Source organism: Roseococcus sp. SDR, assembly GCF_019083995.1.
In the GTDB taxonomy this organism is placed as follows: Bacteria; Pseudomonadota; Alphaproteobacteria; order Acetobacterales; family Acetobacteraceae; genus Roseococcus.
Genome location: NZ_JAHRCU010000004.1, coordinates 78,810 through 105,364, shown reverse-complemented (window position 1 = coordinate 105,364; position 26,555 = coordinate 78,810). Strand labels below are relative to the sequence as shown.

23 protein-coding genes are annotated in these 26,555 nt (G+C 70.6%); 14 read left to right on the top strand and 9 right to left on the bottom strand.

The genetic code is table 11. The features are described from left to right. Nucleotides 1–5: 5 nt before the first annotated feature. Genes KTR66_RS06335 through KTR66_RS06325 form a run of 3 tightly spaced genes read left to right on the top strand, consistent with a single transcriptional unit; the run spans nt 6 to nt 3,825 of the window. On the top strand, nt 6–2,378 hold the full coding sequence (locus tag KTR66_RS06335; protein ID WP_213611551.1) for a xanthine dehydrogenase family protein molybdopterin-binding subunit: 2,373 nt from the start codon (nt 6–8) through the stop codon (nt 2,376–2,378). Between the two features lie 12 nt (nt 2,379–2,390). Beyond that, complete coding sequence (locus KTR66_RS06330) at nt 2,391–3,185, top strand: xanthine dehydrogenase family protein subunit M (protein ID WP_213611550.1); 795 nt, start codon at nt 2,391–2,393, stop codon at nt 3,183–3,185. 4 nt (nt 3,186–3,189) lie between these two features. Beyond that, on the top strand, nt 3,190–3,825 hold the full coding sequence (locus KTR66_RS06325; RefSeq protein WP_213611549.1) for a LysE family translocator: 636 nt from the start codon (nt 3,190–3,192) through the stop codon (nt 3,823–3,825). A 6-nt stretch (nt 3,826–3,831) separates the two neighbouring features. On the opposite strand, the gene KTR66_RS06320 is transcribed toward KTR66_RS06325, so the two are convergent. Beyond that, nucleotides 3,832–4,230, bottom strand: coding sequence for a hypothetical protein (locus KTR66_RS06320; protein ID WP_213611548.1), 399 nt, complete (start codon nt 4,228–4,230; stop codon nt 3,832–3,834). A gap of 45 nt (nt 4,231–4,275) precedes the next feature. Here KTR66_RS06320 and KTR66_RS06315 point away from each other — a divergent pair, with 45 nt between their 5' ends. From KTR66_RS06315 to KTR66_RS06300, 4 genes are all read left to right on the top strand, one after another. After that, nucleotides 4,276–4,671 carry an AtzH-like domain-containing protein gene (locus KTR66_RS06315; protein ID WP_249731897.1) on the top strand — a complete coding sequence of 132 codons (396 nt, stop codon included), beginning with the start codon at nt 4,276–4,278 and terminating at the stop codon, nt 4,669–4,671. Continuing rightward, nucleotides 4,671–5,981 carry an FAD-binding oxidoreductase gene (locus KTR66_RS06310; RefSeq protein WP_213611547.1) on the top strand — a complete coding sequence of 437 codons (1,311 nt, stop codon included), beginning with the start codon at nt 4,671–4,673 and terminating at the stop codon, nt 5,979–5,981. The genes KTR66_RS06315 and KTR66_RS06310 overlap by 1 nt, the downstream gene beginning before the upstream one ends. Before the next feature lie 99 nt (nt 5,982–6,080). Continuing rightward, complete coding sequence (locus tag KTR66_RS06305; RefSeq protein ID WP_371819043.1) at nt 6,081–6,830, top strand: cold-shock protein; 750 nt, start codon at nt 6,081–6,083, stop codon at nt 6,828–6,830. 92 nt (nt 6,831–6,922) lie between these two features. Then, complete coding sequence (locus KTR66_RS06300; RefSeq protein WP_213611543.1) at nt 6,923–7,216, top strand: hypothetical protein; 294 nt, start codon at nt 6,923–6,925, stop codon at nt 7,214–7,216. A gap of 3 nt (nt 7,217–7,219) precedes the next feature. Here KTR66_RS06300 and KTR66_RS06295 read toward each other — a convergent pair whose 3' ends face one another. Together KTR66_RS06295 and KTR66_RS06290 are read right to left on the bottom strand one after the other, a co-directional pair. Continuing rightward, on the bottom strand, nt 7,220–8,053 hold the full coding sequence (locus KTR66_RS06295) for a sulfite oxidase heme-binding subunit YedZ (RefSeq protein ID WP_213611542.1): 834 nt from the start codon (nt 8,051–8,053) through the stop codon (nt 7,220–7,222). Further along, nucleotides 8,050–8,961 carry a mitochondrial fission ELM1 family protein gene (locus tag KTR66_RS06290; RefSeq protein WP_249731896.1) on the bottom strand — a complete coding sequence of 304 codons (912 nt, stop codon included), beginning with the start codon at nt 8,959–8,961 and terminating at the stop codon, nt 8,050–8,052. Before KTR66_RS06290 ends, KTR66_RS06295 begins: the two co-directional genes overlap by 4 nt. Nucleotides 8,962–9,014: 53 nt before the next feature. On the opposite strand from KTR66_RS06290, the gene KTR66_RS06285 reads away from it, so the two are divergent. The 5 genes from KTR66_RS06285 to KTR66_RS06265 are packed head-to-tail and all read left to right on the top strand — an operon-like array spanning nt 9,015 to nt 13,480. Next, nucleotides 9,015–9,740 carry an orotate phosphoribosyltransferase gene (locus tag KTR66_RS06285; protein WP_213611541.1) on the top strand — a complete coding sequence of 242 codons (726 nt, stop codon included), beginning with the start codon at nt 9,015–9,017 and terminating at the stop codon, nt 9,738–9,740. Next, complete coding sequence (locus KTR66_RS06280; RefSeq protein WP_213611540.1) at nt 9,737–11,386, top strand: peptide ABC transporter substrate-binding protein; 1,650 nt, start codon at nt 9,737–9,739, stop codon at nt 11,384–11,386. The genes KTR66_RS06285 and KTR66_RS06280 overlap by 4 nt, the downstream gene beginning before the upstream one ends. Next, entirely contained in the window at nt 11,371–11,757 is a 387-nt protein-coding gene (locus KTR66_RS06275) for a VOC family protein (protein ID WP_371819042.1), read from the top strand. Before KTR66_RS06280 ends, KTR66_RS06275 begins: the two co-directional genes overlap by 16 nt. Beyond that, entirely contained in the window at nt 11,754–12,668 is a 915-nt protein-coding gene (locus KTR66_RS06270; RefSeq protein ID WP_213611539.1) for an ABC transporter permease, read from the top strand. The genes KTR66_RS06275 and KTR66_RS06270 overlap by 4 nt, the downstream gene beginning before the upstream one ends. Continuing rightward, on the top strand, nt 12,665–13,480 hold the full coding sequence (locus KTR66_RS06265) for an ABC transporter permease (protein WP_213611536.1): 816 nt from the start codon (nt 12,665–12,667) through the stop codon (nt 13,478–13,480). Before KTR66_RS06270 ends, KTR66_RS06265 begins: the two co-directional genes overlap by 4 nt. A 97-nt stretch (nt 13,481–13,577) precedes the next feature. Here KTR66_RS06265 and KTR66_RS06260 read toward each other — a convergent pair whose 3' ends face one another. Then, nucleotides 13,578–15,041 (bottom strand): M81 family metallopeptidase, encoded by a 1,464-nt coding sequence (locus KTR66_RS06260; protein ID WP_213611533.1) that lies wholly within the window; start codon nt 15,039–15,041, stop codon nt 13,578–13,580. Nucleotides 15,042–15,055: 14 nt separating this feature from the next. Continuing rightward, a complete protein-coding gene (locus KTR66_RS06255; protein ID WP_213611531.1) occupies nt 15,056–17,986 on the bottom strand; it encodes a bifunctional [glutamine synthetase] adenylyltransferase/[glutamine synthetase]-adenylyl-L-tyrosine phosphorylase in 2,931 nt (976 codons plus the stop codon). A 20-nt stretch (nt 17,987–18,006) separates the two neighbouring features. On the opposite strand from KTR66_RS06255, the gene KTR66_RS06250 reads away from it, so the two are divergent. Beyond that, nucleotides 18,007–21,603: a DUF3971 domain-containing protein gene (locus KTR66_RS06250; RefSeq protein WP_213611529.1), complete on the top strand. Its 3,597-nt coding sequence runs from the start codon at nt 18,007–18,009 to the stop codon at nt 21,601–21,603. A 71-nt stretch (nt 21,604–21,674) separates the two neighbouring features. After that, a complete protein-coding gene (locus tag KTR66_RS06245; protein WP_213611528.1) occupies nt 21,675–23,918 on the top strand; it encodes a xanthine dehydrogenase family protein molybdopterin-binding subunit in 2,244 nt (747 codons plus the stop codon). Here KTR66_RS06245 and KTR66_RS06240 read toward each other — a convergent pair whose 3' ends face one another. The 4 genes from KTR66_RS06240 to KTR66_RS06225 all read right to left on the bottom strand — a co-directional run bounded on the left by KTR66_RS06240 (nt 23,919) and on the right by KTR66_RS06225 (nt 26,538). Next, nucleotides 23,919–24,437: a GNAT family N-acetyltransferase gene (locus KTR66_RS06240; RefSeq protein ID WP_213611526.1), complete on the bottom strand. Its 519-nt coding sequence runs from the start codon at nt 24,435–24,437 to the stop codon at nt 23,919–23,921. Between the two features lie 63 nt (nt 24,438–24,500). Then, nucleotides 24,501–24,842, bottom strand: coding sequence for a multidrug efflux SMR transporter (locus KTR66_RS06235; RefSeq protein ID WP_213611524.1), 342 nt, complete (start codon nt 24,840–24,842; stop codon nt 24,501–24,503). Then, nucleotides 24,839–25,792, bottom strand: coding sequence for a glycosyltransferase family 2 protein (locus tag KTR66_RS06230; protein WP_213611522.1), 954 nt, complete (start codon nt 25,790–25,792; stop codon nt 24,839–24,841). Before KTR66_RS06230 ends, KTR66_RS06235 begins: the two co-directional genes overlap by 4 nt. Beyond that, nucleotides 25,789–26,538: a bifunctional 2-polyprenyl-6-hydroxyphenol methylase/3-demethylubiquinol 3-O-methyltransferase UbiG gene (locus KTR66_RS06225; protein WP_213611520.1), complete on the bottom strand. Its 750-nt coding sequence runs from the start codon at nt 26,536–26,538 to the stop codon at nt 25,789–25,791. Before KTR66_RS06225 ends, KTR66_RS06230 begins: the two co-directional genes overlap by 4 nt. Nucleotides 26,539–26,555 lie beyond the last annotated feature (17 nt).

The following is a 26,555-nucleotide window of genomic DNA, read 5'->3' as shown; positions in this document are numbered from 1 at the left end:
TGCGCATGAACGTCGTCACGCCGTTCGAGGGCATTGGTGCGAGCGTCCGCCGCAAGGAGGATGTCCGCTTCCTCTCCGGCCGCGGGCAATACACGGATGACATCAACCGCCCCGGCCAGGCCCATGCCTGGATCCTGCGCAGCCAGCACGCGCATGCGCGCATCCAGGGCATCGACACGGCGGCGGCGGCCGCCATGCCGGGCGTGGTCGCGATCTACACCAGCGCCGACCTCGCCGCGATCGGCGGCCTGCCCTGCGGCTGGCAGATCCACAACAAGGACGGCTCGCCCATGGCGGAGCCGAAGCACCCCGTCCTCGCCGAGGGCAAGGTGCGCCATGTGGGCGACCCCATCGCGGTCGTCATTGCCGAGACCCGCGCCCAGGCGCGCGACGCGGCCGAAGCCATCATCGTCGATTTCGAGGTGCTGCCGGCGGTGAGCCAGACCACGGCGGCCCTGGCCGCCGATGCGCCCCGCGTGCATGACGATGTGGCCGGCAACCTCTGCTATGACTGGCATATCGGCGACAAGGGCGCGGTGGACGCCGCCTTCGCCGCGGCGGCGCACCGTGTGGTCTTCGAGACGACCAACCAGCGCCTCGTCCCCAACGCCATGGAGCCGCGCTGCGCCGTCGGCGACTATGACACCACCACGGGCGAGCACACGCTCTTCACCACCAGCCAGAACCCGCATGTGATCCGGCTGCTGATGGGCGCCTTCGTGCTGCAGATCCCCGAGGCCAAGCTGCGCGTCGTGGCGCCCGATGTCGGCGGCGGCTTCGGCAGCAAGATCTACCATTACGCCGAGGAGGCCATCGTCACCTGGGCGGCGGCCAAGCTCGGCCGCGCGGTGAAGTGGACGGCCGACCGCACCGAGGCCTTCATGTCCGACGCGCATGGCCGTGACCATGTGACGCGTGCCGAGCTGGCGCTGGACAAGGAGGGCACCTTCCTCGGGCTGCGTGTGCTGACGCATGCGAATATGGGCGCCTATCTCTCCACCTTTGCCCCCTGCGTGCCGACCTACCTCTACGCCACGCTGCTGGCCGGCGTGTATTCGACGCCCGCCATCTATGCCGAGGTGAAGGCCGTCTTCACCCACACCGTCCCGGTGGATGCCTATCGCGGCGCCGGCCGGCCGGAGGCGACCTATCTGCTGGAGCGCCTGGTGGATGTCGCCGCCAAGCAATGCGGCTTCGACCGCGTGAAGCTGCGCCGCCGCAACTTCATCGCGACCGACGCGTTCCCTTACCAGACGCCCGTTGCCCTCCAATACGACAGCGGCGACTATTTCTCGACGCTCGACCAGGCGCTGAAGACGGCGGATTGGGCCGGGTTCGAGGCGCGGCGGGCCGAGGCGCGGATGCGCGGCAAGCTGCGCGGCATCGGCATCTCGACCTATCTGGAAGCTTGCGGCATCGCGCCCTCGGCCGTCGTCGGCTCGCTCGGTGCCCGCGCCGGCCTCTATGAGGTGGGCGTGATCCGCGTTCACCCCACCGGCTCCGTCACGGTGCTGACTGGCGCGCACAGCCATGGCCAGGGCCATGAGACGACCTTCGCGCAGCTCGTGGCCGACAAGCTTGGCGTGCCGATCGCCAATGTGGACATCGTGCATGGGGACACCGCCAAGGTGCCCTTCGGCATGGGCACCTATGGCAGCCGATCGCTTGCCGTGGGCGGCTCGGCGATGGACAAGGCCATGGACAAGATCATCGCCAAGGCCAAGCGAATCGCGGCCCATCTGATGGAAGCCTCCGTCGAGGATGTGGAGTTCGAGCGCGGCACCTTCCGTGTGGCGGGAACGGACAAGACCAAGACGCTGACCGATGTCAGCCTCGCCGCCTATGTCCCGCACAATTACCCCATTGATGAGATCGAGCCCGGGTTGGAGGAGACCGCCTTCTACGACCCGAAGAACTTCACCTATCCCGGCGGCTGCCACATCGCGGAAGTCGAGATCGAGATGGAGACGGGCCGCGTCTCCATGGTGAACTTCACGGCGGTGGATGATGTGGGGCGGGTCATCAACCCGATGATCGTGGAGGGCCAGGTGCAGGGCGGCGTCGCCCAGGGCATCGGCCAGGCGCTGCTCGAGGCCTGCGTCTATGACCAGGACGGCCAGCTGATGAGCGGGTCCATGATGGACTACACCATGCCGCGCGCCGATGACCTGGCGCCGGTGAGTGTCGCCACCCACACCACCCTCTGCACCCACAACCCGCTGGGCGTGAAGGGCTGTGGCGAGGTGGGGGCCATCGGCTCGCCGCCCGCCGTCATCAACGCCGTGGTGGATGCGCTGCGCGATTACGGCGTGGAGCACATCGAGATGCCCGCGACAGCGCCGAAAATCTGGTCCATCATTCACGGCAAGAGCGTTTAAGGAGCGACCCGCATGTATGATTTCGCCTATCACAAGCCCGCCTCGGTCGCGGATGCCGTGAAGCTCCTGGCGGCCGACCCGGACGCCAAGCCCATCTCGGGCGGCCACACGCTGCTGCCCGCGCTGAAGCACCGGCTGAACAAGCCCTCCGCCCTGGTGGACCTCTCCGGCATCGCCGAGATGAAGGGCATCAGGCGCGAGGGCAATTCGCTGATCATCGGCGCGCTGACCAAGCATGTCGAAGTGGCGAAGAGCGACGTGGTGAAGGCCGCGATCCCCGCACTCGCCTATATGGCGAGCCATATCGGCGACAACCAGGTCCGCAACCGCGGCACCATCGGCGGCTCGGTCTCCAACAATGACCCGGCGGCGGATTATCCGGCGGCCGTGCTGGGCCTGGGCGCCACCATCCACACCAGCAAGCGCAAGATCGCGGCGGATGACTTCTTCCAGGGCATGTTCACGACGGCGCTGGAAGAGGGCGAGATCCTCGTCGCCATCGAATTCCCGATCCCGGAGAAGGCGGGCTATGCCAAGCTGAAGAACCCGGCCAGCCGCTACGTCATGGCCGGCGCCTTCATCTCCAAGGGCCCGGCGGGCCTGCGCGTCGCGATCAACGGCGCGGGCCCCTGCGTGTTCCGCCAGAGCGACATGGAAGCGGCCCTGGGCCGCAACTGGTCGGCCGATGCGGTGGCGGGCGTGAAGCAGTCGGCCGATGGGCTGAACAGCGACATCCATGGCAGCGCTGAGTATCGCGCGCATCTGGTGACGGTGATGGCCAAGCGCGCGGTGGCCGCAGCCGGCTGAGGCGATGGCGGCCGAGCAGTTCTGGCTCTTCCTGGCGGCCGCCTCCCTCCTGCCCCTGACCCCCGGGCCGGGCATGTTCTATGTGGGCGCCCGGACGCTTTCAGGCGGCCTGGGCGAGGGGATTGCTTCCACCATCGGCACGGGGCTCGGCGGCCTCGTGCATGTCCTGGCGGCGGCCTTCGGCCTTTCTGCGCTGATCCTGGCGAGCGCCGAGGTCTTCACGGTGATGAAGCTGCTGGGCGGGTGCTACCTCGTCTGGCTGGGCTGGCGTTCCTGGCGCGAGGCCGGGGCGCCCATGCCGCTGGGCACGCCGCTCCCTGCGCTCGGCCTGTGGCGCGCCTTCCGCGAGGGCGCGGTGGTCGAGGCGCTGAACCCCAAGACGGCGCTCTTCTTCCTGGCCTTCCTGCCGCAATTCGTGGCGCCGGAGCGCGGCGACGTCATCGGCCAGTTCCTGCTGCTGGGCGGGATCTGCGTCGCACTCAACACGCTGGTGGATGCGGGCGTGGCGCTTGCCGCGGGGCGCGTGCGGGGCGAACTCGGCCAGCGGCCGGGCCTGCTGCGCCGGCTGCGCCAGGGCAGCGCGGCGCTGATCATGTCGCTCGGCCTCGGCGTGCTGCTGCTGCGACGGCCGGCGGGGTAGGTCCCCTCAGCGCTGCGGCCCAGCCCGCAGTGCGGCGGCTGCCTGGTCCCGCAGGCTCGCCTGCATCGCGTCATCGCAGGCGGGGCGATCGTTCCGCGCGAATTGCTGCGCTGCACCCTGCCAATAGCCGTGCCAGACCACGATACGCTGCATCTCCGCTTCGGGCCGATGCAACCCCTGGCGGTGCTGCTCCAGCAGCCGCTCGAAATTGGGCTCCCAGCGCCAGCGACAGAAGCGGAGCAGCCCGTTCAGCACCGCGATCTGCTGGATGCGCTCAGCCTCCCTGGCGCCGACCGTGGCGCTCAAGGGCGTCTGCAGCAGGCGCCGCGCCTCTGCTTCGTTGAGGTTCTGCGCGGTGGCGGGCAGCGCAAGCAGGGTGAGGGCCGCGAGGGCGAATATCCGCATGGGCCATGCTTGCGGTCGCGCGCATCCGGAGCAAGCATATTCCCCATGCAAACCGACGATCCCGGCGTCATCGCCGAAGCCCGTGCCGTCTTCGACCGATACGAGGACGCCCTGATGAACAACCGCACCGAGGTGCTGGACAGCATCTTCTGGGCCGATCCGCGCACCGTGCGATTCGGCATCACCGAGATCCTCTACGGGATCGAGGCGATCCGCGCCTTCCGCTCCAGCGTGAAGGCCTATGCCCAGCGCGTGCAGAAGCGCGTCCAGATCACCAGCTTCGGCCAGGACTTCGCCTGCACCCATCTCGAGTATGAGCGCGTCGGCACCGGGCTGATCGGGCGGGAGACGAAGATCATGGTGCGCCTTCCGGAGATCGGCTGGCGGGTGGTCTCGGCGCATGTCTCGCTGCTGACCAGCAACGATCCGGGGCGGACGTGATGACTTTTGGAGCCGTCGATTCACGCCTCCCGGCTTCGCCCTCCGGCGATCGAGGGCATGTCGCCATCATTGGCGGCGGCATCGTCGGCGCCTGCACCGCGCTCGCGGCCCAGCGCGCCGGCTTCAGCGTCACGCTGATCGAGCCCGAGACCCCAGGCGGCGAGCAGGCGGCGAGCTATGGCAATGGCTGCTGGCTCAGCCCCTCCAGCGTGGTGCCGCCGGCCGTGCCCGGCCTTTGGAAGAAGCTGCCCAAATTCCTGAGCGATCCGCTTGGCCCGTTGGCCATCCGCTGGAGCTATCTGCCCAAGGTCGCACCCTGGCTCCTCCGCTATCTGCTCGCGGGCTGGACCGAGGCCCGCGTCATGAAGACCGGCCGCGCGCTGCGGGCGCTCGTCGCCGGCGCTCCGGAACTGCACGCCGCCCTCGCCGAGGAAGCCGGGGTCGGCCATCTGATCGAGCGGCGCGGCCTGCTCTACATCTATCCGAGCCGCGCGGATTTCGAAGCCGAGGCGCTGGCCTGGCGCGTCCGGCGCGAGACGGGCGTGAAATGGCTCGAGCTCAGCGAGGACGAGCTCCGCCAGCGTGAGCCGGATCTCGACCGGCGCTACACCTTCGGCGTCGTGGTGGAGGAGGGGGGGCATTGCCTGAATCCGGGCGCCTATGTCGCGGCTCTCATCGCCCAGGCCGAGGCTCAGGGCATGAAGCGGGTGAACGCCCGGGCCACCGGCTTCGTCATCGAGGGCGGTCGCCTCAAGGCCATCCGCACCGACCAGGGCGAGGTCCTGGCCGACAAGGCGGTGATCTCCGCCGGTGCCTATTCGCGCGTCTTGGCCCGCGCGGCGGGCGATGACCTGCCGCTCGAGACGGAGCGTGGCTACCACGCCGTGATCGCCGATGCCGAGGCCGGGCCGCGCACACCCATGATGCCATCCGACGGCAAGATGAGCCTGACCTGGACGTCGACCGGCCTGCGCGTGGCCGGCCAGGTGGAGATCGCGGGGCTGGAGGCCGCGCCCAACTGGAAGCGCGCGGAGATCCTGCGCGATCATCTGCTGCGCAGCTTTCCCGGCCTGCCGCGCGACCTGCCGTCCGAGCGCGTGAAGTTCTGGATGGGCCATCGCCCTTCCATGCCCGATGGTTTGCCTTGCCTGGGCCCGGCCTCGGCCAGCGCAGACATCCTGCATGGTTTCGGGCATGGTCATGTGGGACTGGTCGCGGCGCCCCGATCGGCGGAGGTGCTGGTGGCGATGCTGGCTGGGAAGGCAGCGCCCATTCCGGCGGCACCCTATTCCCCAGCGCGATTTGGGTGAGTTTTTTGCGTGCATTTCCGAATCAGCGGTGGCATTGTTTCCATCCGCCGGCCCAGCATCCCGTTTGGCTGCGAACACTAGCGTGGATTGAAGAGCGACGTGTCTGACGATTATTCGCCTGCGGGCGGTGACACTGGCCTGATCGAGGCCAAGGTGAAGTGGTATAACGGGCGCAAGGGCTTCGGCTTCGTGCTCGGCCCGGATGGGCAGGATGTGTTCTTCCACGCATCCGCGCTGACGGATGCGGGCATCGAACAGCCCGATACCGACGATATTCTGGTGTGTGAGATCGGCTCCGACCGTCAGGGTCGCCGCCTCGTCACCCGCATTACCGAGTTGAAGCGTGGCCCCGGTGGCGGCGCGTCGCGCGGCGGCTTCGGCGATCGTCCGCCGCGTCGTGACTTCGGCGGCCCCGGTGGCGGCTTCGGCGATCGTCCGCCGCGCCGTGACTTCGGTGGCCCTGGTGGTGGCTTCGGCGATCGTCCGCCGCGTCGTGACTTCGGTGGCCCCGGTGGTGGCTTCGGTGACCGTCCGCCGCGCCGTGATTTCGGCGGCGGTGGTGGCGGCTTCGGCGGCCCGCGCTCCGGCGGTTTCGGCGGTGGCGATCGTCCGCCGCGCCGCAACTTCGATGAGGGCACCGGCCCGGTCTATCCGCTGAACGGCACCGTGAAGTGGTTCGACCAGGTGCGTGGCTTCGGCTTCGTGACGCCGGAAGATGGGGGCCAGGACGTGTTCCTGCACTCCTCCGTGCTCACGCGCGCCGGCCGCACCGACCTCGCCCAGGGCGAGAAGGTCTCGCTCGATGTGCGTGACGGCCAGCGCGGCCGCCAGGCGATCGGCATGAAGTAAGCCCGGCGCTCCGGCGCTGGCTTGGCGAAGGCCCCGTGCGCAAGCGCGGGGCCTTTTGCGTTTCTTAAGCAAGGCGGGCGCAGCCTTACCGCATGCGCTTTCTGCTTCTTGCCGTGCTGATGAGTTGGCCCGCCGCCGCCCAGGTGCCGGTCTGCCAGGCGCAGCGCGAGGGGATGACGGCCTGCTTTGACGGCCGCCTTTGCCGCTGCCGCTATGAGGCGGGTGGGCAGCTCACGGGTCGGCCGGATGGCTTCCGCTGGGATTGCGGGGGCCTGCGGCCGGATTGCCGGCCGGCGCCGGCCACGCTGCCGCAGCCCGATGCGCCGCCCTGGCCGCAATACATCCCGCCGCCGCAGCTCTGGATCGAGCCGCCCAAGCCGCGCTGAGGCTCAGCGCGCCGGTCGCATGCGCCGCCAGAGTGTCAGCGCCGCGGCCAGCAGCGTGACACCAGCGCAGATCATCCCCGCGAGCACCGCCGGGCGTGGCCCGAAGGCGAGATCGAGATTGGCCATCGCGATGCGCCCCGCCGGCAGGTTGGAGAAGGCTGAGTACCAAAGATACTCGATCAGCACTCCGCCCAGCAGCGCGGCCACGGTCAGCCCCGTCAGCGCCAGCAGGTTCGTCTGCCACCGGCCGGGCAAGGCGCGCCAGCCGAGCAGCCAGACCAGCAGCCCAGCCAGCACGACGGCGCGGGAAATGTCCGATTTCGACTGGATGAAGGCGTGCAGCAGCCCCAGCAGCATCACCGGAAAGACCAGCCGGTGCAGCCGCTTCCAGCCACGCCCCAGGTGCTTCATCCAGCCATCGGTCGAGGTCCAGCCCAGCACCACGAGCCCCAGCAGCGCGGCGAAGCCGATGGTGAGATAGACGCGGCTCACGATCTCAAGGCCGACGCGCAGAAGCCGCCAGTTCTGGTCGCCGATGTAGAGCAGGAAATGCAGCAGCACCCAGGCAAGTGCGCCCAGGCCCAGCATGCGCCGCAGTTGGAACAACCTCGGCCAGCCGAGCACGCGGCCGAGCGGTGTGACGGCCAGCGTCGCAACCAGCAGGCGGATGGCCCACCGCCCGGTTTCATGGGTCGCGGCCTCCAGGGGCTCGGGGCCGAGATTGTCCGAAAGCCAGAGGTAGAGCAGCCGCAGCGCGGGCAATGTCATGACCAGCAGGGTGGCGATGCGCAAAGCGGAAAGCCGCCCCGCCCGGTCGCGCCAGGGAGTGAGGCTCATACCCAGCCCCGTGCCCGGATCTCGGCCACGACGCGCGCCGTCTCGTCCCGCGCTGCGCGGGCCGGGGGCGGGGGATTCCCCAGCCGCGCCGCGAGCCCCGCCGAAATCAGGCTCTCCGCCATGGCTTGATGACGGGGGCCGAGTCCGCCGGGATCGGCCACGAGGATGGGCGCCTCGGTCATCAGCGCCTCGGAGAGCATGGAAATCGAATCACCTGTCACGATGAGGAGATCGGCCATGGCGAGCATGGCCCCATAGGGGTTCGCTGCAGACCCGCCCCAGGGATACAGGGCGTGCGGGAAATCCTTCAGCGCCGCGGCCACCGCCTCGGTCGCAGGCGAGCCGGTGCGCCGCGAGGCGGTGACGAGGAGGCTGGCGCCGCGCCCCATGGCCTCCCGCGCGATCTGCGTGGCGCGGGCCGGGTCCATCCCCTCGCCGCGCACCGGCCCGCCCAGCAGCAGGGTCACGATCGGGCGGGGCAGGGTGGCGAGGTCCGGAAAGCCGGCCGGGGCGGCGGCCAGGGCCTCGGGCGTCAGCCGATGCGCGGCGCCCTGGATGATCAGGACGTTGCTGGCCGGCGCCGGGTGGTCATGCGCGCCCAGCACCAGCAGGTCGAAATCGGCCGCACCCAGGCCCGGGCGCATGGCATGCACCGTCCGCGCCCCACGCCGCCGCAGCCAACGCGAAACCGGCGCCGAACGCCGCCCGGCGGAGATGACGAGGCTCGGCCAGGGCGGCACGAAGGCGCTGCGGTCGGCGAGGCCCGCCAGCGTCGGCCAGGGCCAGGGCAGCTTTGCCAACGGCCCGAAGCGCAGGGCCACCCGCCGGAATGGCAGCCCCAGCCGCTCGGCGATGCCCAGCGCCTGCGCCGCCGTCCCCGCGCGCGGATCTTCCAGCACCCAGATCATGGACGGCGAAGGCGCGCGGCGTTACGAGACGCCATCAGGATTGGAGTGAGAGAATGAGCGGCCATCACGCCTCGGATTGGGACAGGGACGCGGCACTGACCACGGCGCGCATCCTGCTGGAGATCAAGGCGGTGAATTTCCGCCCTGAGGAACCCTATACCCTCACCTCCGGCTGGAAGTCGCCCGTCTACATCGATTGCCGCAAGATCATCTCCTACCCGCGCGCCCGCACCCGCATCTGCGACCTGGGTGTCGAGAAGATCAACCGCAATGTCGGCTTCGAGACGATCGAGAGCATCGCGGGCGGCGAGACGGCGGGCATCCCCTTCGCCGCCTGGATCGCCGACCGCATGAACCTGCCCATGGCCTATGTGCGCAAGAAGCCCAAGGGCTTCGGCCGCAACGCACTGATCGAGGGCGATGTGCCGGTGGAGCGCGAGACGCTGCTGGTGGAAGACCTCACCACCGACGGCGCCAGCAAGATCCGCTTCGCCGAGGCGCTGCGCGAGGCGGGTGCCAAATGCGCGCACACCTTCGTCGTCTTCTACTACGGCGTCTTCCCCGGAAGCTTCGAGCAGATGAAGGCGATGGGCCTTTCGCTGCATCACCTCGCCACCTGGTGGGATGTGCTGGAGGTCTGCCGCGAGCGCGCCTATTTCCCCGAATCCTCGCTCTCGGGCGTGCGCAAGTTCCTGGAGGATCCGGTGGCCTGGTCCCGCGCGCATGGTGGCGTCGGCAGCCTGGAGGAGGCGCTGGCCCACAAGGGCAAGGCGGGTTGATCCGCCTTCTCGTCGCGCTGCTGCTGCTGGCGCTGCCCGCGCTTGCGCAGCCGCAGCGCGACACGCTGACCATCGGCATCACGCAGTATCCTTCGACGCTGCACCCCAACATCGAGAACATGGTGGCGAAGTCCTACACGCTGGGCTTCGTCCGCCGCCCCATCACGGCCTATGACGCCGATTGGCAGCTCATCTGCCTGCTCTGCGAAACCATCCCCACGCTCGAGAACGGCCTCGCCGTGCGGGAGACGACGCCCGACGGCAAGGACGGGCTGCGCGTCACCTGGCGCCTGCGCGAGGGGCTGCGCTGGGGCGACGGAACGCCCATCACCACCGCGGATCTGCGCCTGACCTACGACGCGGGGCGCGAGGGAACGACCGGCATCGGCCCCGCCGAGTTCTTCCGCTCGGCCTATGAGTTCATCGCCGAGGATGCGCGGAGTTTCACGCTCCGCTTCGACCGTGTGACTTTCCAATTCGCGAGCCTCGGCGATTTCGCGCCGCTGCCCGCGCATCTGGAGCGCGCGCGCTGGGAGAGCGACCCGCGGACCTACCGAACGCGCACCCTTTACGACACCGAGCCGACCAATCCCGGCCTTTGGAACGGGCCCTATCGCATCACCCAGGTCCAGGCGGGTTCCGCCATCACGCTCGAGCGCAACCCGCACTGGTCCGGCGCGGCCCCTGCCTTCCGCCGCATCGTGCTCCGCACCGTCGAGAGCACGCCGGCGCTGGAGGCGCAGCTGCTCGCCGGTCAGGTGGACATGATCGCGGGCGAGCTCGGCCTGCCGGTCGAGCAGGCCACTGCCCTGATCCGCCGCACAGGCCAGCGCTTCCGCGCCGAGTACCGCCCGGGCCTGATCTACGAGCATCTGGACCTCAACCTCGATGTGCCCGCACTCGCTGATCGCCGCGTGCGCCAGGCGCTGCTGTTGGCGCTGGACCGCGGGCAGATCGTGGCGCGGCTCTTCGAAGGGCGGCAGACCGTGGCGCAGACCAGCGTGAACCCGCTCGATTGGCCGCATGACGCCAATGTCCGGAGCTACCCCCACGACCCTGCCCGCGCCGCCACCTTGCTGACCGAGGCGGGCTGGACGCCGGGGCCCGACGGCATCCGCCGCAATGCCGAGGGGCAGCGCCTCTCCTTCGAGCTGATGACGACGGCCGGAAACCGCTCGCGCGAGGCGGTGCAGCAGGTGATCCAGGCGCAGTGGCGGCAGGTGGGCGTCGAGGCGCGCATCCGCAACGAGCCGCCGCGCGTGCTGTTCGGGGAGACGTTGTCGCGCCGCCGCTTCCAGGGGGCGGCGCTCTTCGCCTGGGTCTCGGCGCCGGAGAGCGTCCCGCGCTCCAGTCTGCATTCGGATGAGATCCCGCGTGCCGAGCGCAACTGGTCCGGCCAGAATTATGCGGGTTTCCGCAATGCCGAGATGGACGCGCTGCTGGAAGCGCTGCCGCAGGAGCTGGACCGGGAGAAGCGGCGCGTGCTGTGGCACCGGCTGCAGGCGATCTATGCGGACGAGTTGCCGGCCCTGCCGCTCTGGTTCCGGCAGGATGCGCATCTCTGGCCCGCCTGGCTGGAGGGCGTCCGGCCGACGGGGCATCTCAATCCGTCGAGCCTCTGGGTCGAGGCGTGGCGGGTGCGCTGATGCTGGACCATGTCTCCATCACCGTCTCGGATCTGGCGCGCAGCGCGCCCTTCTATGACGCGGTGATGGCGGCCCTCGGCGTGCCCTGCGTCTGGCGCGAGGCGGAGGCCATCGGCTACGGCGCGCGCGACAGCGGGGCGGGCTATCTCACCATCCGGCAAGGCCCGGGCGTGGTCGCGGATCGCCGGCATTGGGCCTTCCGCGCGCCCAACCGTCCGGCGGTGGTGGCCTTCCACGCGGCGGGCCTCGCTGGGGGCGGTGCCGATGACGGCGCGCCCGGCCTCAGGCCGCATTACCACGCGCATTACTACGCGGCCTTCCTGCGCGATCCGGATGGCAACCGGGTGGAAGCGGTCTGCCACGCGCCATGATGCGGCTGATCGCCTCGCGCCTGGCGCAGATCGCGGTGACGGCGGCCATCCTCTCCTTCTGCGCCTTCCTGCTGATCGCGCTGATGCCGGGCGACCCCATTGATCTCGCCATCGCCGGCGATCCGCGGCTTTCGGCCGAGGATGCGGCGCGGTTGCGCGCGCTGCACGGGCTCGATCAGCCGCTCATGGCCCGTTACCTCGCCTGGGCGGGCGCGGTGCTGGAGGGGCGCTTCGGCCATTCGCGGCTCTTCGCGCAGCCGGTGGCGGCGCTGCTCTGGCCCGCCCTGCTGAGTTCGCTCGAATTGCTCGGCCTCGCATTGCTGCTGGCGGCCGGCTTCGGCATCGCGCTTGGTGCGCTGGCGGCGCTGCGGCCTCGCGCGGCGCCCTTCGTGCAGACGCTGGCGCTGGTGGCGCAGGCGGTGCCCTCCTTCTGGCTGGGCATCCTGCTGATCATCCTCTTCGCGGTGCAGCTCGGCTGGCTGCCGGCGGGCGGCGAGGGCGGCTGGCGGTACCTGATCCTGCCCGTGGCGACGCTCTGCTTCGCCAATCTCGCTGCCTATGCTCGCCACGCCGCTGCTGCGCTGACCCAGGCACTGAACGAGCCGCACATCCGCACCGCGCGCGCCAAGGGGGCGGGCGAGCGGCGCATCCTGCTCGCCCACGCCCTGCCCAATGCGGGCGTGCCGCTGCTGACCATCGCCGCGCTGGATGCCGGCGCGCTCGTTTCGGGCGCGCTCATCACGGAGACGATCTTCGCGCGGCCAGGCATGGGCAAGCTGATCTATGACGCGGTGATGGGCAACGACTTCAACCTCGCCCTGCTCGCGCTTCTGGTCGTCGCCATCGTCACCATGCTGGCGACGCTCGCGGCCGATCTCGCGCAGCGCTGGCTGGACCCGAGGCTGGCATGAAGGGCGGGCTGGCCTTGCTGGCGGCGCTCGCGCTCGCTGCGCTGGCGGCGCCGCTCGCGGCAGCGATGCTGGGCCATGATCCCTTCCTGCCCGACCTCTTCAACCGCTTCGCGCAGCCGAGCGCGGCACACCCGCTGGGCACGGATGAGTTGGGCCGAGACCTCCTGCTGCGCCTGCTGCAAGGGGCGCGCGTCTCGCTCACGGTTGGCCTGCTGGCGGCGCTGGCGGCCACGATCATCGGCACCATCGTCGGCCTCATGGCCGCATGGCGCGGCGGCGTGTGGGATGCGGTGCTGATGCGCCTGGCCGATGGCCTGCTGGCGCTGCCCGCGCTGCCGCTGCTGGTGATCCTGGCCGCCCTCGACCCCGCCGTGGTCGGCCTGCCGCGGGGCGAAGCAGCGGCGGATATCCTGCGCATCGCCGTCCTGCTCGCCGCCTTCGGCTGGGTCGGCGTCGCACGGCTCGTGCGTGCCACGGCGCTCTCGGTCCTGGCGCGGGATTTCGTCCGCGCGGCGCGCGCGCTTGGCGTCTCCGAGGGGCGCGTGCTCTGGCGCCATGTCCTGCCGGAACTCGCGGCCCCCATCGCCATCGCGACGGCGCTGGCCGTCGGCGGCGCCGTGCTGGCGGAAAGCACCCTCAGCTTCCTCGGCCTCGGCATCGCGCCGCCGGCTCCCTCCTGGGGGAACATGCTGGCGAATGCGCAGGAGCTGGTCTTTCAGGCGCCGCTCGCCGCCCTCTGGCCCGGCCTCGCCATCCTGCTCACCGTGCTGGGCTGCAACCTCGTCGCCGACGGCGTGGCGAAGCGGCGCTAGACCGTGCTGCGTTCACATGCGTTCACTTCGCGCGGTCTAGCCTTTTGCTGAGAGGATGATTCAACGTTTCGGCGATTCCGCCTCAACGCATCATGCTCTAAGGGTTTTCCACCTTCGGCCAGTAGCGCCCGGTGAAGCGCCGGTACGGGATGGCCGCGAAGTCCCGCAGGATTCCGGCCTCGGCCGCGCAATAGCGCACCTCCCGCGCCAGCGGCGCAAAGCCCGCATAGAAGTGCTGCGAGGACTTCACGACGACCAGCCGCTTGTCGTGCAGCGTGCAGCCGAGGCCGGTGAAGGCATCCGGGTGGAACACCTGCTGGCGTTCACTGGCCACGATGATGTGGATGCCCCCGTCTCCGCTCTGGGCCTCGATCCAGGCCGAGGGGCCCATCTCGCTCCGTCCGCCGGACAGGCCCGACTGGACATGGCGGTCCGTCACCGCATGCACGCGCACCAGCAGGTCCAGCGGATCGCCCGACATGGGGCCGCATTTGCCGCCGAGGCGCAGCGGCAGCGTCGCGCCCGCACCCGCCTCGCGCAGGAAGGAGACGGCGATCGGGTCCCAGAACATGCCGATCGCCGCGTCACGCACCCCGCGGGCCAGCATGCGGGCCAGCATGGCCGTGCAATCGGACGGCGCGCCGCCGCCCGCATTGTCCGAGGTCTCGGCGACGACGGTCGTGCCGGAGGGCACGGCCAGCGCGGCATCAATGGACTGGTCCGGCGTGTCGAAGCGCTTCTGCGTCACCTCGCGCATCGCCCAGAGGCGCGCGCCCCAGGCCTCGGCGGTGCGTGCGGCGTGATCCGCGTCGCCATCGGCGATGGCGACCACCCTGGCCCCCAGATGCGGCACGTCCCCCCAGGGGAAGCCATGCGCGAAGGAGAGGGAGAGAATCTCGCCGCGCGCCTCGGCCCCCAGCATGTCGGCGACGAAACTCCTCATCGGCTCCACCGGCGTGTGCCACATGTTGATCATGGGCAGCGGGTGATAGGCGATGACGGGACGGATCTCCCGCTGCGCCGTGCGCAGGGCGAGACGGAACAGGTCCTCGGCCCGCTCCGCCATGTCCACATGCGGGTATTCCTTGTAGATCACGATGAGGTCGGCATTCTCGCGCAGCACCTCGTCCAGATGGCAATGCAGGTCGAGCTCGACGCCGATGACGGCATTCGGCCCCACGATTTCCCGCACACGGCGCACGAGGTCGCTTTCGCAGTCGTCATAGCCCTCGGCCACCATGGCGCCGTGCAGGTTGAGCAGCACGATGTCCGTCGGCTGAGCTGCGCGCAGGTCGGCCAGGATCAGCTCACGCAGCTCCTCATAGGCGGCGCGGACCGTGGTGCCGCCGGGTTGGGCATTGGCGGTCAGGCTTTCGATCACCTCCATGCCCGCTTCCGCCGCCAGCCGGCGCCAGGTGATCAGCGGAATATTCCCCCAGAAGGGCGGCGCGGCGCTCCCCGCGTTCCGGCTGAAACCGTTCCCGAGGAAGGCCTCCCGCCCCGTGGGCAGGGGTGAGAACGTGTTGGTCTCGGTCAGCAGCGCCGCCATGAAGAGCTTCATCGCACCCTCTCCCCTCAGCCCAGGGGCCCCACATGGCGCAGGAAGCTCGCGCGCACCGCCTCGGCATGGCCCTGCATGACGTCGCGCAGGTGGGAGAGGCTCTGGATCTCCTCATGCACCAGCGTGCCGGCGCCGTGGCGCAGCGCCTCCTCCACCGTCACCGGCAGGCCGGGCTCCTTCCACTTGCCGACGGTGAGGCGCAGCAGGCCGAGCAGCGCGCGCCAGAGCCGCTCGGCCTGGATCAGCGTCGCCGCCTCGCGCTCGTCGATCAGGCCAGCACGGCCGAGTTCGCCCAGGACGTGCCGCGTGGTGCGGCGCAGCAGGCGCGGATGCCGCGCGGCATGGGCCACGGTGAGCGCCTGGGCGATGAACTCCACCTCGACCAGGCCGCCCGGCATGGCCTTGAGGTCCCAGGGGCCGTCGCCCGGCAATTCGCGCAGCATGCGGCTGCGCATCTGGGCCGCATCCTTCAGGACGGCGGCGGCGTCGCGCGGTTCGGTCAGCGCCGCGTCGAGCGCCGCCTCGATGCGCTTCAGCAGCACGCCCGGGCCGGCGATGACACGCGCCCGCGTCAGGGCCATGCGCTCCCAGGTCCAGGCCTCCTCCGCATGATAGCGGGCGAAGGCGGAGAGCCGCACCGCCACAGGCCCCTTGTTGCCCGAGGGGCGCAGCCGCATGTCCACCTCGAAGGCGCGGCCGTCGCGCCCGGGCGTGGTCAGTGCCGCCACCATCTGGTGCGAGAGGCGGATGAAATACTCGGACGGCGCGAGCGAGCGCGGCCCGCCCTCGCTGCCCTCGCTTTCCGGCTCGTGCTCGTAGATGAAGATGAGGTCGAGGTCGGAATTGGGCAGCATCTCGCGCCCGCCCAACTTGCCCAGCGCCAGCACGGCGAGGTGGCCGCCCGGCACGCGGCCGAAGCGACGGGCGAAATCGCGCTCGACGGCGGGCAGCAGCGCCGTGATCGCCGCTTCGCCGACGGCGCTGCGCGCCTCTCCGCTGGAATCCGCATCCATCCGGCCTTCCAGCTCGGCCGCGTCCACCTCGAAGATGCGCTCGGTCACGAGGCGGCGCGTCGCCTCCAGCGCCTCTTCCACGTCCCGCGCCTCGCGCAGCAGGGCGGGCAGGGCGGCAAGCGGCTTCTCGCCCGGCGCCGCGTAGCTTCCGGCGAGCAGGCCCTCCAGCGCCGCCGGGCGCCGCGCCAGGTGGTCGGCCAGCTGCGGCGCCGCACCCAGCAGCGCGGCGAGACGGTCCATCAGGCGCGGGTTGCGGTGCAGCAGCGAGAGGAACTGCACGCCGGCCGAGAGCTGGCCCAGCAGCCGGTCGAAGCGCGCGATCGCCGCCTCGGGCTCACGCTGGCGGCCGAAGGCGGCGAGCAGGGCGGGCATCAGTTCGGTCAGCAATTCGCGGGCGCGCTCGCTGCGCGTCGCCCGCGGGCGGCCATGGTGCCAGCCGCGCACCATGGCGGCGATGGAGGAAGCCTCGCGGAAGCCGAGGCCGCGCAGGCTCTGCAGCGTCTCCGGGTCATCCTCCACGCCGGTGAAGACGAGGTTGCCCGCCGCCTCGGGCGCCGTGAGCCGCGGGGCGGCCTCGAAGAGGTGGCTGTAATGCCCCTGCACGCGGCGTTGATGCGCGGTCAGCGCCTCCGCGAAGCTCGCCGTGTCCGGATAGCCCATGAAGCTCGCGATGCGGGCCAGCTCCTCTGGCTCCTCCGGCAGGCGGTGGGTCTGCCGGTCATGCACCATCTGCAACCGGTGCTCGGTGTTGCGCAGGAAGACATAGGCATCCGCCAGATCGGCCGCGGCGCGGCGGTCCATCTTGCCGGCGGCGGCCAGCAGCGAGAGCGCGCCCAGCGTCGTCGGGTCCCGCAGGGCGGGGTCCCGCCCGCCCCAGATGAGCTGGAGCACCTGCACGGTGAACTCGATCTCGCGGATGCCGCCGCGCCCGAGCTTGACGTCGTGCCCCGCCACGGCAATCTCGCCGCCAGCGCCGCGTTCGGCCTTGTGCAGATGGATTTGCCGTTTGATGGAATGGATGTCGGCGACCGCCGCGAAATCGAGGTGACGGCGCCAGACGAAGGGGCGCAGCTCGCGCAGGAAGGCCTCTCCCGCCGTACGGTCCCCGGCCACGGGCCGGGCCTTGATCATCGCCGCCCGCTCCCAGTTCTGGCCAAGGCTCTCATAGTAGGAGAGCGCCATGGGCACGCTCACGCAGAGCGGTGTGGCCGCCGGGTCGGGGCGCAAGCGGAGGTCGGTGCGGAAGACGTATCCCTCGCTCGTGCGCTCCTCCATGAGGCGCACGAGGTCGCGCGCGATCCGGATATAGGGCGCCGCGCCGTATTCTTCGTGATAGGAAGGCCCGTCAGGGTCATGCAGCAGCAAGAGGTCAATATCCGAGGAGTAGTTCAGCTCGCGCCCGCCGAGCTTTCCCATGCCGAGCACGATGAGGCCGGAGCCCTTCGTGATCTGCCGGGGCTCGCCCTTGGTGCGGGCAAGGCGGATCTGCCCGCGCCGCGCGGCGTCCAGCAGCAGATGCGCGCAGGCGAAGTCGATGGTCTGGTCGGCCAGGTCGCTCAACGCGTTGGTGACGCGATCGAGCGGCCAGAGCCCGGCCAGGTCCGCCGCCGCCGCCACCAGCGCGCCCTGGCGTTTGGCGCGGCGCAGCAGGCTCATCACCGCCTCGCGCGGCGCGGCCGGGTCCGCCTTGGTCAGCGGTTCCAGGGCGCATTGCATGGCATCGTCCGCGCCGCGGTCCAGCAGCCGAAGCAGGCTTGGCGCCTCGGCCCAGCAGAGATCGCTCAGATAGGGGCTATGCGCGGCCAGCACGTCCAGCAGCGGGGCGGCATCCTCACGTGCGGCCAGCGCCTGCTGGGCGGCGTCACCCTCGGCCAGGCGGCCGCGCAGCAGGAGAATCGCCTGGGGGTCGTAGAGGGGCCTCGTTTCGCTCATGCGACAGGGGAGACGCTGCGATGAGCGCGGGTCAAGCCCCGCGCCGGCATGGCCCGCTGGCACTCCGCCTCTGCCTCGGGCTGCTGGCCGCGCTGCCGCTGCTGGCGGGCCTCGCCCTCGGTGTTCTGGCCTGGCGGCTCTCGACCGATCCCGTCACCAGCAGCTTCCTCGCCCGGCGGATCGAGGCCGGGGTGAACATCCCCGGGAACAGGCTGCGGGTGGAGATCGGCCGCGCCACAATCGCCTGGCAGGGCTGGCATGGCGAGGGCGCGCCCATCGATGTGCGCCTCTCCGACGTGATCCTGCGCGACGTCGGTGGGCGCGAGCGCGGGCATCTGCCGGAAGCCAGCGTGACCCTGGCCCTCGGCCCGCTGCTGCGTGGCATATTGGCGCCGGCCAGCATCGAGATGCACGGGCCGAGCCTGACCATCCGCCGGGATGCGGAGGGCGGTATCGCGCTCGACAGCGGCCCGGCCGAACCGTCCATGGCGGCGGAGACGGAGCCGCACGCCTCGGAGACGGGCTTTGCCGATGTCCTTGCCGACCTGATGCGCCCGCCAGAGGACCGGCTGCGCCACACCTCCTTCCGGCGCATCCGCGTCACCGGTGGTTCTGTCACCGTGCGGGATGCGTTGCTGGGCTTCGACTGGGCGCTGAAGGACCCGATCCTCGATATGCGCCGCCTTGCCGCGGGTGGGCTGGAGGCGGATGGCGAGGCGACGCTCCAGGTCAACGGCGTGGACATTCCCGTGCATGTCACGGGCAGCGTGCTCGGAGCGCCGCTGCGCTTCTCTGTCGGCTTCGACCTGCCCGTTCTGCGCCCTTCGGAGGTCTCCTCGCTGCTGCCGCCGCTTGGGCCGCTCGCCATCCTGAATGCGCCGGTCGCCATCCGCGCCTCGGCCGATTTCGACGCGGCGGGCCGCAACACCGGCTTCGGCCTGGCCCTCGAGGCGGAGGAAGGGGGCGCCCTGCAGCTCACGCCACGCACGCGATTGCCTTTCCAGCGGCTCGTCGCGCGCATGGCGGGCTCGGAATCGCGCCTGGCGCTGGAGGAAGCACGGCTCGAACTGCCGGGTACGCATGGCGCGACGCTCGAGGCCGACGGCGATCTGCGTCGGACGACAGAGGGCTGGGCGGGCGAACTGCGCGCGACGCTCGACCGGGTGGACCTGGCCGACCTGCCCCTGCTCTGGCCGGATGATCTGGCACCCGAAACGCGCGAGGCGGTCAGGCTTGCCATCCCGCACGGCATGTTGCGTGAGGCGAGCCTGCGCATCGGCATCGCCGCCGAAACGGAGCTGAGCGGCTGGCGCGCGACGGGCGGGCGCGTCGCAGGCGGCCTCGCCGAGACGCGGCTGGTGCTGCCCGCGGGCGGCGCGCTCGCGATCGAGGCGGCCAGCTTCCATGCGCGCGCCTCGGCCGAGGAGATCGCTGTCGAGACACTGACGCTGCGCCTGCCCGCGCCCGGCGGCAGCACCACCCTGGAGGTCAGCGGGCAGGCCCGGAAGGAGGCGGGGCGCTGGCGGGGCGGGCTCGACCTCGCCCTCGACCGTGTCGCGCTGGGTGATCTCAAGCTGCTCTGGCCGGAGAGCATCGCCGAGGGGGCGCGCGACTGGATCACGAGCAACATCACGGCCGGCGAGGCGCGGGACGGCCGTTGGCGCATCGAGGGTGAGAGCGGGGCGGACTTCGCCGATGCGGCACTGACCGGCCTGACCGGTACCGCCGACCTGCGCCAGGCGACGGTGTATTGGCTGCGTCCCATGCCGCCGGTGCGCGGCGTGCAGGGAAGGGCACAGTTCGGCCTCACGGAAATCACGGTGCAGACGACCGGCGGGCGGCTGGACAATGCCGCGGGCCAGCCGGGCGGGATTGAGCTCAAGCCCTCGACGCTGCGCTTCCTGCTGCCGCCCGGTGCCCCGGCCAGCGCCGAGATGGCCATCCAGCTCGCGGGGCCGGTGACCGAGACGGTGACCATCCTGCGCCACCCCAGGCTGCGTCTCTTCGAGCGGCGGCCGCTCCCGGTGCAGCCGGTGGCCGGCACGCAGGAAGGGCGCCTCAGCATCGCCTTCCCGATGGTCTCGAACCTGACGATGGACATGGTGCGCCTCAACGCCGAGGCAAAGGTCAGCAATGCCCGCTTCACCCGGCTTCTGCTCGAGCGTGATCTGGAGGATGCGAATTTCGACCTGACGGTCGACATGGACCAGCTGCGTCTGAACGGCACGGCCTCGCTGCTGGCCGTGCCGCTGCGCCTCAATGTCGAGATGGATTTCCGCTCGGGCCCCGCGAACCAGGTCGTGATGCGCGAGATCATCACCGGCCGCCCCGACGCGCGGCGCATCGCGGATCTCGGCTTTGACATGGGGGCGCTGGTGACAGGCCCCATCGCCCTGGAAGTGCGGACCGAGCGGCGGCGCAACGGGCAATACACCGTGAACCTGCGCGGTGACCTGCGTGACAGCGTGCTCGCCTTCTCGCCACTCGGCTGGAGCAAGCCCGCGGGGAGTCCGGGCCGGGCAGATGCCTCGCTGCGGCTGCAGGGCGACCAGCTCACCAGCATCGAGGGCATCCGGATCGAGGCGCTGGAGCTCGCGCTGCGGGCCCGCGCCGTGGCCCGCGCCGGCCGCATCGAGCGCGTGGAACTCCAGGAAACGGGCTTCGGCGCAAGCCGGCTCGTCGGCGATGCGCGTGCGCCTGCTGCACCGGGCGGGCCCTGGGCCATCTCGTTGCGCGGGCCGGTGCTCGACCTGCGCTCGGTCTTCGGCCCCTCGGGGCACGTCGCGGGTGGCGCGCGCGAGTCCGAGGTGGTGGAGGGCCCGCAGCCCCCTCTCGCGCTCGACCTGCGCTTCGACCAGGTGATGCTCGCACCCGGTCGCGACGTCTTCGCTGCGCAGGCGCGGGGCCGGCTGGATGCGTCTGGCGTGCTGCGCGAGGCCAATCTGCGCGCCCGTACCTCACGCACCGCTGGTAATTTCGACCTGACCATGACTCCGCGCGGCGAGGCCCGCCAACTCCGCGGTTCGGCCGAGGATGGCGGGGCGTTGCTGCGCGCCTTCGGGCTGATCGGCACCATCGAGGGTGGCCGCATGCAGCTCAATGCCGAATACGCCGATTCCCGGCCCGGTACGCCGCTCAGCGGCACCGCGGAGTTGGAGGGCTTCACCGTGCGGAACGCGCCGGCTCTGGGGAAGCTGCTCCAGGCGATGACGCTGTTCGGCCTGGTCGAGGCGGTGCAGGGCGGATCTGGCCTCGTCTTCAGCCGGGCGGTGGTGCCCTTCAGCCTCTCACCCAGCGAGTTGAGGCTGAACGACGCGCGCGCCTTCTCGGCATCGCTTGGCCTCACCGCACGCGGCCGCGTGCTGCGCGAACGCGTGATCCTCGACCTCGATGGGACCATCGTGCCGGCCTATTTCTTCAACACGCTATTGGGCAACCTGCCGCTGGTGGGCCGCCTCTTCAGCCCGGAGGCGGGGGGCGGGGTTTTCGCCGCCACCTTCCGCGCTCAAGGCCCGCCCGAGGACGCGGAGGTGACCGTAAACCCGCTCGCCATGGTCACGCCGGGCTTCCTGCGGGGGATGTTCGGCCTTGCTGAGACGGCCCGGCCGGGGCGTTAGCTCCGGCGCGCGGATGGCCTGACGCCACGCCGCATCGCCGGTAAGCTCGCTTCGGGATTCGGGAGAGCGGCATGTTCGGTCAATCCATTCGGCGCCTGGAGGATGATCGCTTCCTGCGCGGGCAGGGGCGTTACCTCAGTGATGCGGCCGCGCCGGAGGGCACGCTGCACGCGGTCTTCCTGCGCAGCCCGCATGCCCATGCCGAACTCGTTGCGATCGGGCTCGACGCGGCCCGCGCGGTGCCGGGGGTTCGCCTGATCCTCACAGGGGATGATCTGCGGGCGGCCGGCATCGGCAGCCTGCCCTGCCTGCCGATCCTGGACGCCGACCAGCCGCTGGCGGTCCCCCCGCGCCCGGCGCTCGCGCAGGGCCGGGTGCGCCATGTGGGGGAGGCGGTGGCCTGCATCATCGCGGAGAACGAGGCGGCGGCCGAGGATGCGGCGGAACTGATCGAGGTGGGCTACACGCCGCTGGACGCCGTGAGCACGCCCGCGGCCGCCATCGCGCCCGGCGCCGTGCAGTTGCATGAGGCGGCACCCGCCAACCTCGCCTTCCGCTGGCAGCGCGGCGATGCGGCGGCGGTCGCCGCCGCCATGGCGCGCGCCGCGCATGTCTCGACGCGGCATCTCGTGAACCAGCGCGTGGCCTGCGCGCCGATCGAGCCCCGCGCCGCTCTGGCCCATGTGAAGGATGGCGTGCTGGCGCTGGAGCTGAACGGGCAGAACATGCACGCGATACGCGCGCAGGTGGCGACGGCGCTCGGCGTGGCGCCCGAAGGCCTGCACGTGCTGGCGCCCGATGTGGGCGGCGGCTTCGGCGTGAAGAACGTGGCCTTCGGCGAGCATGTGGTGCTGCTGCACGCAGCGCGCCTGCTGAGCCGGCCCATCCGCTGGGTCGCGCGGATGGGCGAGGACTTCGCCGCCTCCGCCCATGGGCGCGGGATGGAAGCCACGGCCCGCCTCGCCCTCGATGCCGAGGGGCGTTTCCTCGCGCTGGAGGTGGATTCGCTCTCCGAGATGGGCGCCTATCTCTCCTCCAACGGGCCCTATTGCGCGAGCCACACGCCGGCCACGGCCCTTTCGGGCATCTACGAGATCCCTGCGGTGCATTTCACCGCCCGGGGCGCCTTCAGCAACACCGCGCCGATGGAGGCCTATCGCGGCGCAGGGAAGCCCGAGGCGAACTACATCATCGAGATGATGATCGAGGCCGCGGCAGCCGATACGGGGCGCGACGCGCAGGCGCTGCGCGAACTCAACGCCATTCGCGCCCTGCCGCATCGCTCGGCGCTGGGGCAGGAGATCCGGGACGGTGATTTCGCGGCACGCCTGATGGAGTGCGCGAGGCTGGCCGACCGCGCTGGCTTTGCCGCCCGCCGGGCGGAGAGTGCCAGCCGCGGCAAGTTGCGCGGCTTCGGGCTGACCGGCTTCCTCGAGACCGCGCGCGGCGCGCCCGGCGAATGGGCGCGGCTGCGCGCGACCCCGGATGGCGTGGTGGAGCTCGCCATTGGCACGCAATCCAACGGGCAGGGGCACGAGACGAGCTTCCCGCAATACATCGCCCATCTGCTGGATATCCCCATCGCCAGCATCCGCTACGTCCAGGCCGATACGGCCCGCGTGGTGCGCGGCAGCGGCCATGGCGGCGCGCGCAGCCTGCACATGGGCGGTGAGGCGATGCGCCAGGCCGCCGGCGCGCTTCTGGCGCATGCGCGCTCGGTTGCGGCGCGGCTGCTGCAATCCATGCCCGATGCGCTGCATTACGAAGCCGGGCGCTTCGCCCTGCCGGATGGGCGCGGCCTGACGCTCGCCGAGATCGCCGCCGAAGAGGGCGTGCTGGAAGGCGAGGTGGCGCATGCCGTGGACCTCGTCACCTTCCCCAACGGCGCGCATGCGGCCGAGATCGAGCTGGACCCCGAGACCGGCGAGGTCACGTTGCTGCGCTACACCGCCGTGGATGACTATGGCCGCTTGCTGAACCCCATGCTGGCGCGCGGCCAGGTGCAGGGTGGCGTCGCGCAGGGCATCGGCCAGGCGCTGATGGAGCGCATCGCCTATGACGCGGAGAGCGCGCAGCTCCTCTCCGGCGGCTTCATGGACTACGCCATGCCCCGCGCGGCCGATCTGCCGGAGCTGCGCGTGGAGCTGCGCGAGGATCAGCCGACCGAGGCGAACGGCCTCGGCGTGAAAGGCACCGGCCAGGCGGGCTGCATCGCGGCACCCCAGGCCATCATGGCCGCGATCCGCGATGCTGTGGGCGCCGATGTGCAGATGCCAGCCACGCCGGAGGCGATCTGGCGGGCCCTGTGCGGCTGATCAGGCGGGCGGGGCGCTGCGGCCCGCGCCCAACTCTCGCGTCATCAGCACGGTGTCCACCCATTGGCCGTGCTTCCAGCCGGTGCCCGGCAGCACGCCCACGGGCTGAAAACCGCAGGCGCCGTGCAGACCGATGGAGGGCGCGTTCGCGCTGTCCCCGATGACGGCGATCATGAGCCGGAAGCCGCTCGCCGCGCAGCGCGCGATGAGTTCCTGCAGCAGGGCGCGCCCCGCCCCCTGGCGGCTGCCGCCGGGGCGGACATAGACGCTGTTCTCCACCGTGAAGCGATAGGCCGGGCGGGCGCGGTAGAGGCTTGCATAGGCATAGCCCAGCACCTCGCCCCCGTGCTCGGCCACGAGATAAGGATAGCCGCCCGCCAGCACCGTCGCGTGGCGGCGCGTCATCTCGGCGAGGTCGGGCGGGTCGAGCTCGAAGCTCGCGCGGCCATGCGCCACCCAATGGGCATAGATGGCGGTGATGGCGGGCAGGTCGGCTTCGCGGGCGTCACGGATCAGCATGTGCCGCCGAATAGGCCGGGCCGCGCCCGTCGGGAAGCGGGACCAATCGCCCGCTTGTCCGGATCAGGCGGTGGCGAGCAGGACCACGCCGGCGGCGATCAGCGTGATGGCCGCGATCTTCTGCGCGCCCAGCGTCTCACCGAAAAAATACCAGCCGATGGCGGCGATGAGCACATAGCTCGCCGCCGTGCAGGGCAGCGCCACGCTCATCGGGATGCGGCGCAGGGCGGCGATGTAGAGCAGCGCGCCGCTGCCGTAGAAGCAGAGGCCGAGCATGGTCTGCCAGCGCAGCATCTGGCTCACGAAGCTGACACCCTGCACCGCCTCGGCGCCCGCCTTCAGCAGGACCTGGCCGACCAGGGAGGAACTGATGGCGGCGGCCAGCGCCCCCCAGTAGAGCGTCATTCCCCGTGCACCTTCTCGCGCGGGTGGATCACCTCCCGCACCACGCCCTGCGGCTTCCCATTGGCCGAGAGGAAGGCGCGGCCTACATATTCGCCGATCACGCCAAGGATGGTGAACTGGACGCCGGCGATCAGCAGCATGAGCATCATGGAGGAGGCCCAGCCGGACGGCGTCTCGAAGAACAGCGCCTCGATGATGACAACGATGGCGACCAGGAAGCCCAGCATGCCCATGGCCACACCGGCGAAGATTGCGAGCCGCAGCGGCAGCACCGAGAAATTGGTGGCGAGGTTCAGCCAGAGCCGCACCAGCCGTCGCATGTTGTAGTTGGAGACGCCGTCGACGCGCGCGTAATGCGCCACCTCGATCGAGGAGATGCGCTGCGTCACCTGCATGATCAGCCCGTCGATATAGGGGTAGGGGCCGGAATACTTCGTGACCTCGCGCACCACCATCGCGCTCATGCAGCGGAAGGATGAGAGGTAGAGGCCGCGGGGCTTGTCCAGCAGGCTGTCCGCCACCTTGTTGGCGAAGCGGCTGCCGAGGTTGCGCCAGCCCTCATGCTCCTTCTTGGCGTAGCGCGTATAGACCACGTCCCAGCCGCCGAGCCGCGCATGGTCGTAGAGGCGGATGAGCTCCTCCGGCGGGTTCTGCAGGTCGTCATCCATGTTGATGACATAGGCGCCGCGGGCGGCGCGCAGCCCGGTCATCACCGCATTGTGCTCGCCGAAGTTGCGCGCATGCTCGATGTAGGTGAGTGGCACGGTCGCAGTCGCGGCGAGGCGCCGGCACACATCCCCGCTGTCGTCCGGGCTGCCGTCGTTGACCAGGATGATCTCGATGCCGCCCGCGGGCTTCAGCTGCGAGACAGCCTCGACGAGGCGGCCGATGGTGGCCGCCCCGCGATAGACGGGGACGACGATGGAAAGGCCGACGGGATGGTCGTTCATGGATGTGCGGGGTCCAGGGGACGGGTTGCGGTGGCAAGGACGGAGCCGCCGGCCGGGAAACGCAGGCCGGCGCCAAGCAGCGCCGCCTCCAGCCGGCAGACGGTAAAGAGGCTGGCATCCAGCCAGGGCGGGAAGGGTGCCACGTCCGAGGAATCGCCCTCGTCGCGCTTCAGCACCTTTCGCTGCAGCACCATGAGCGGCAGCAGCAGGCTGTTCCAATGGCGTGGCTCCGCCTGCTCGAAGCCCGCCGCGCCCAGCACGGCCGCGGCGCGGGCGCGGTCATAGCGGCGGGCCGTGTGGACGCGCAGGTCATGGGCGGAGCGCAGCCACTCATGCGCGGGCAGGTTCAGCACAAGCCGGCCGCCCGGCCGCAGCACCCGGCGGAACTCGGCCAGCGCCGAAGGCTCATCCACCGCAGCGTGGCACAGCACGTCGAGACTGACGACGGCGTCGAAATGCGCATCCGGGAAGGGCAGGGCGTTGATGGTCCCGGCGGCCACATGGGCGCCTGCCTTGCTGGCGGCCCGTAAGGCAGCGGCCTCGGCATATTCCAGCCCGAACAGCTCGGCGCCCGGATGGGCGGAGCGCAGCTTGGCCAGAAAGCCGCCCGTACCGCAGCCGGCATCCAGGATGCGTGCGGCAGTCGGCAGGCCCTCGAGCGCGCGCAGCGCATGGCCATGCATGGCGCGGTACCACCACATCCGGTCCTCGACCGCGTCCATCAGCTCGTATTCGACGGCGTCCATGCTGCGCTTCTGGCCGG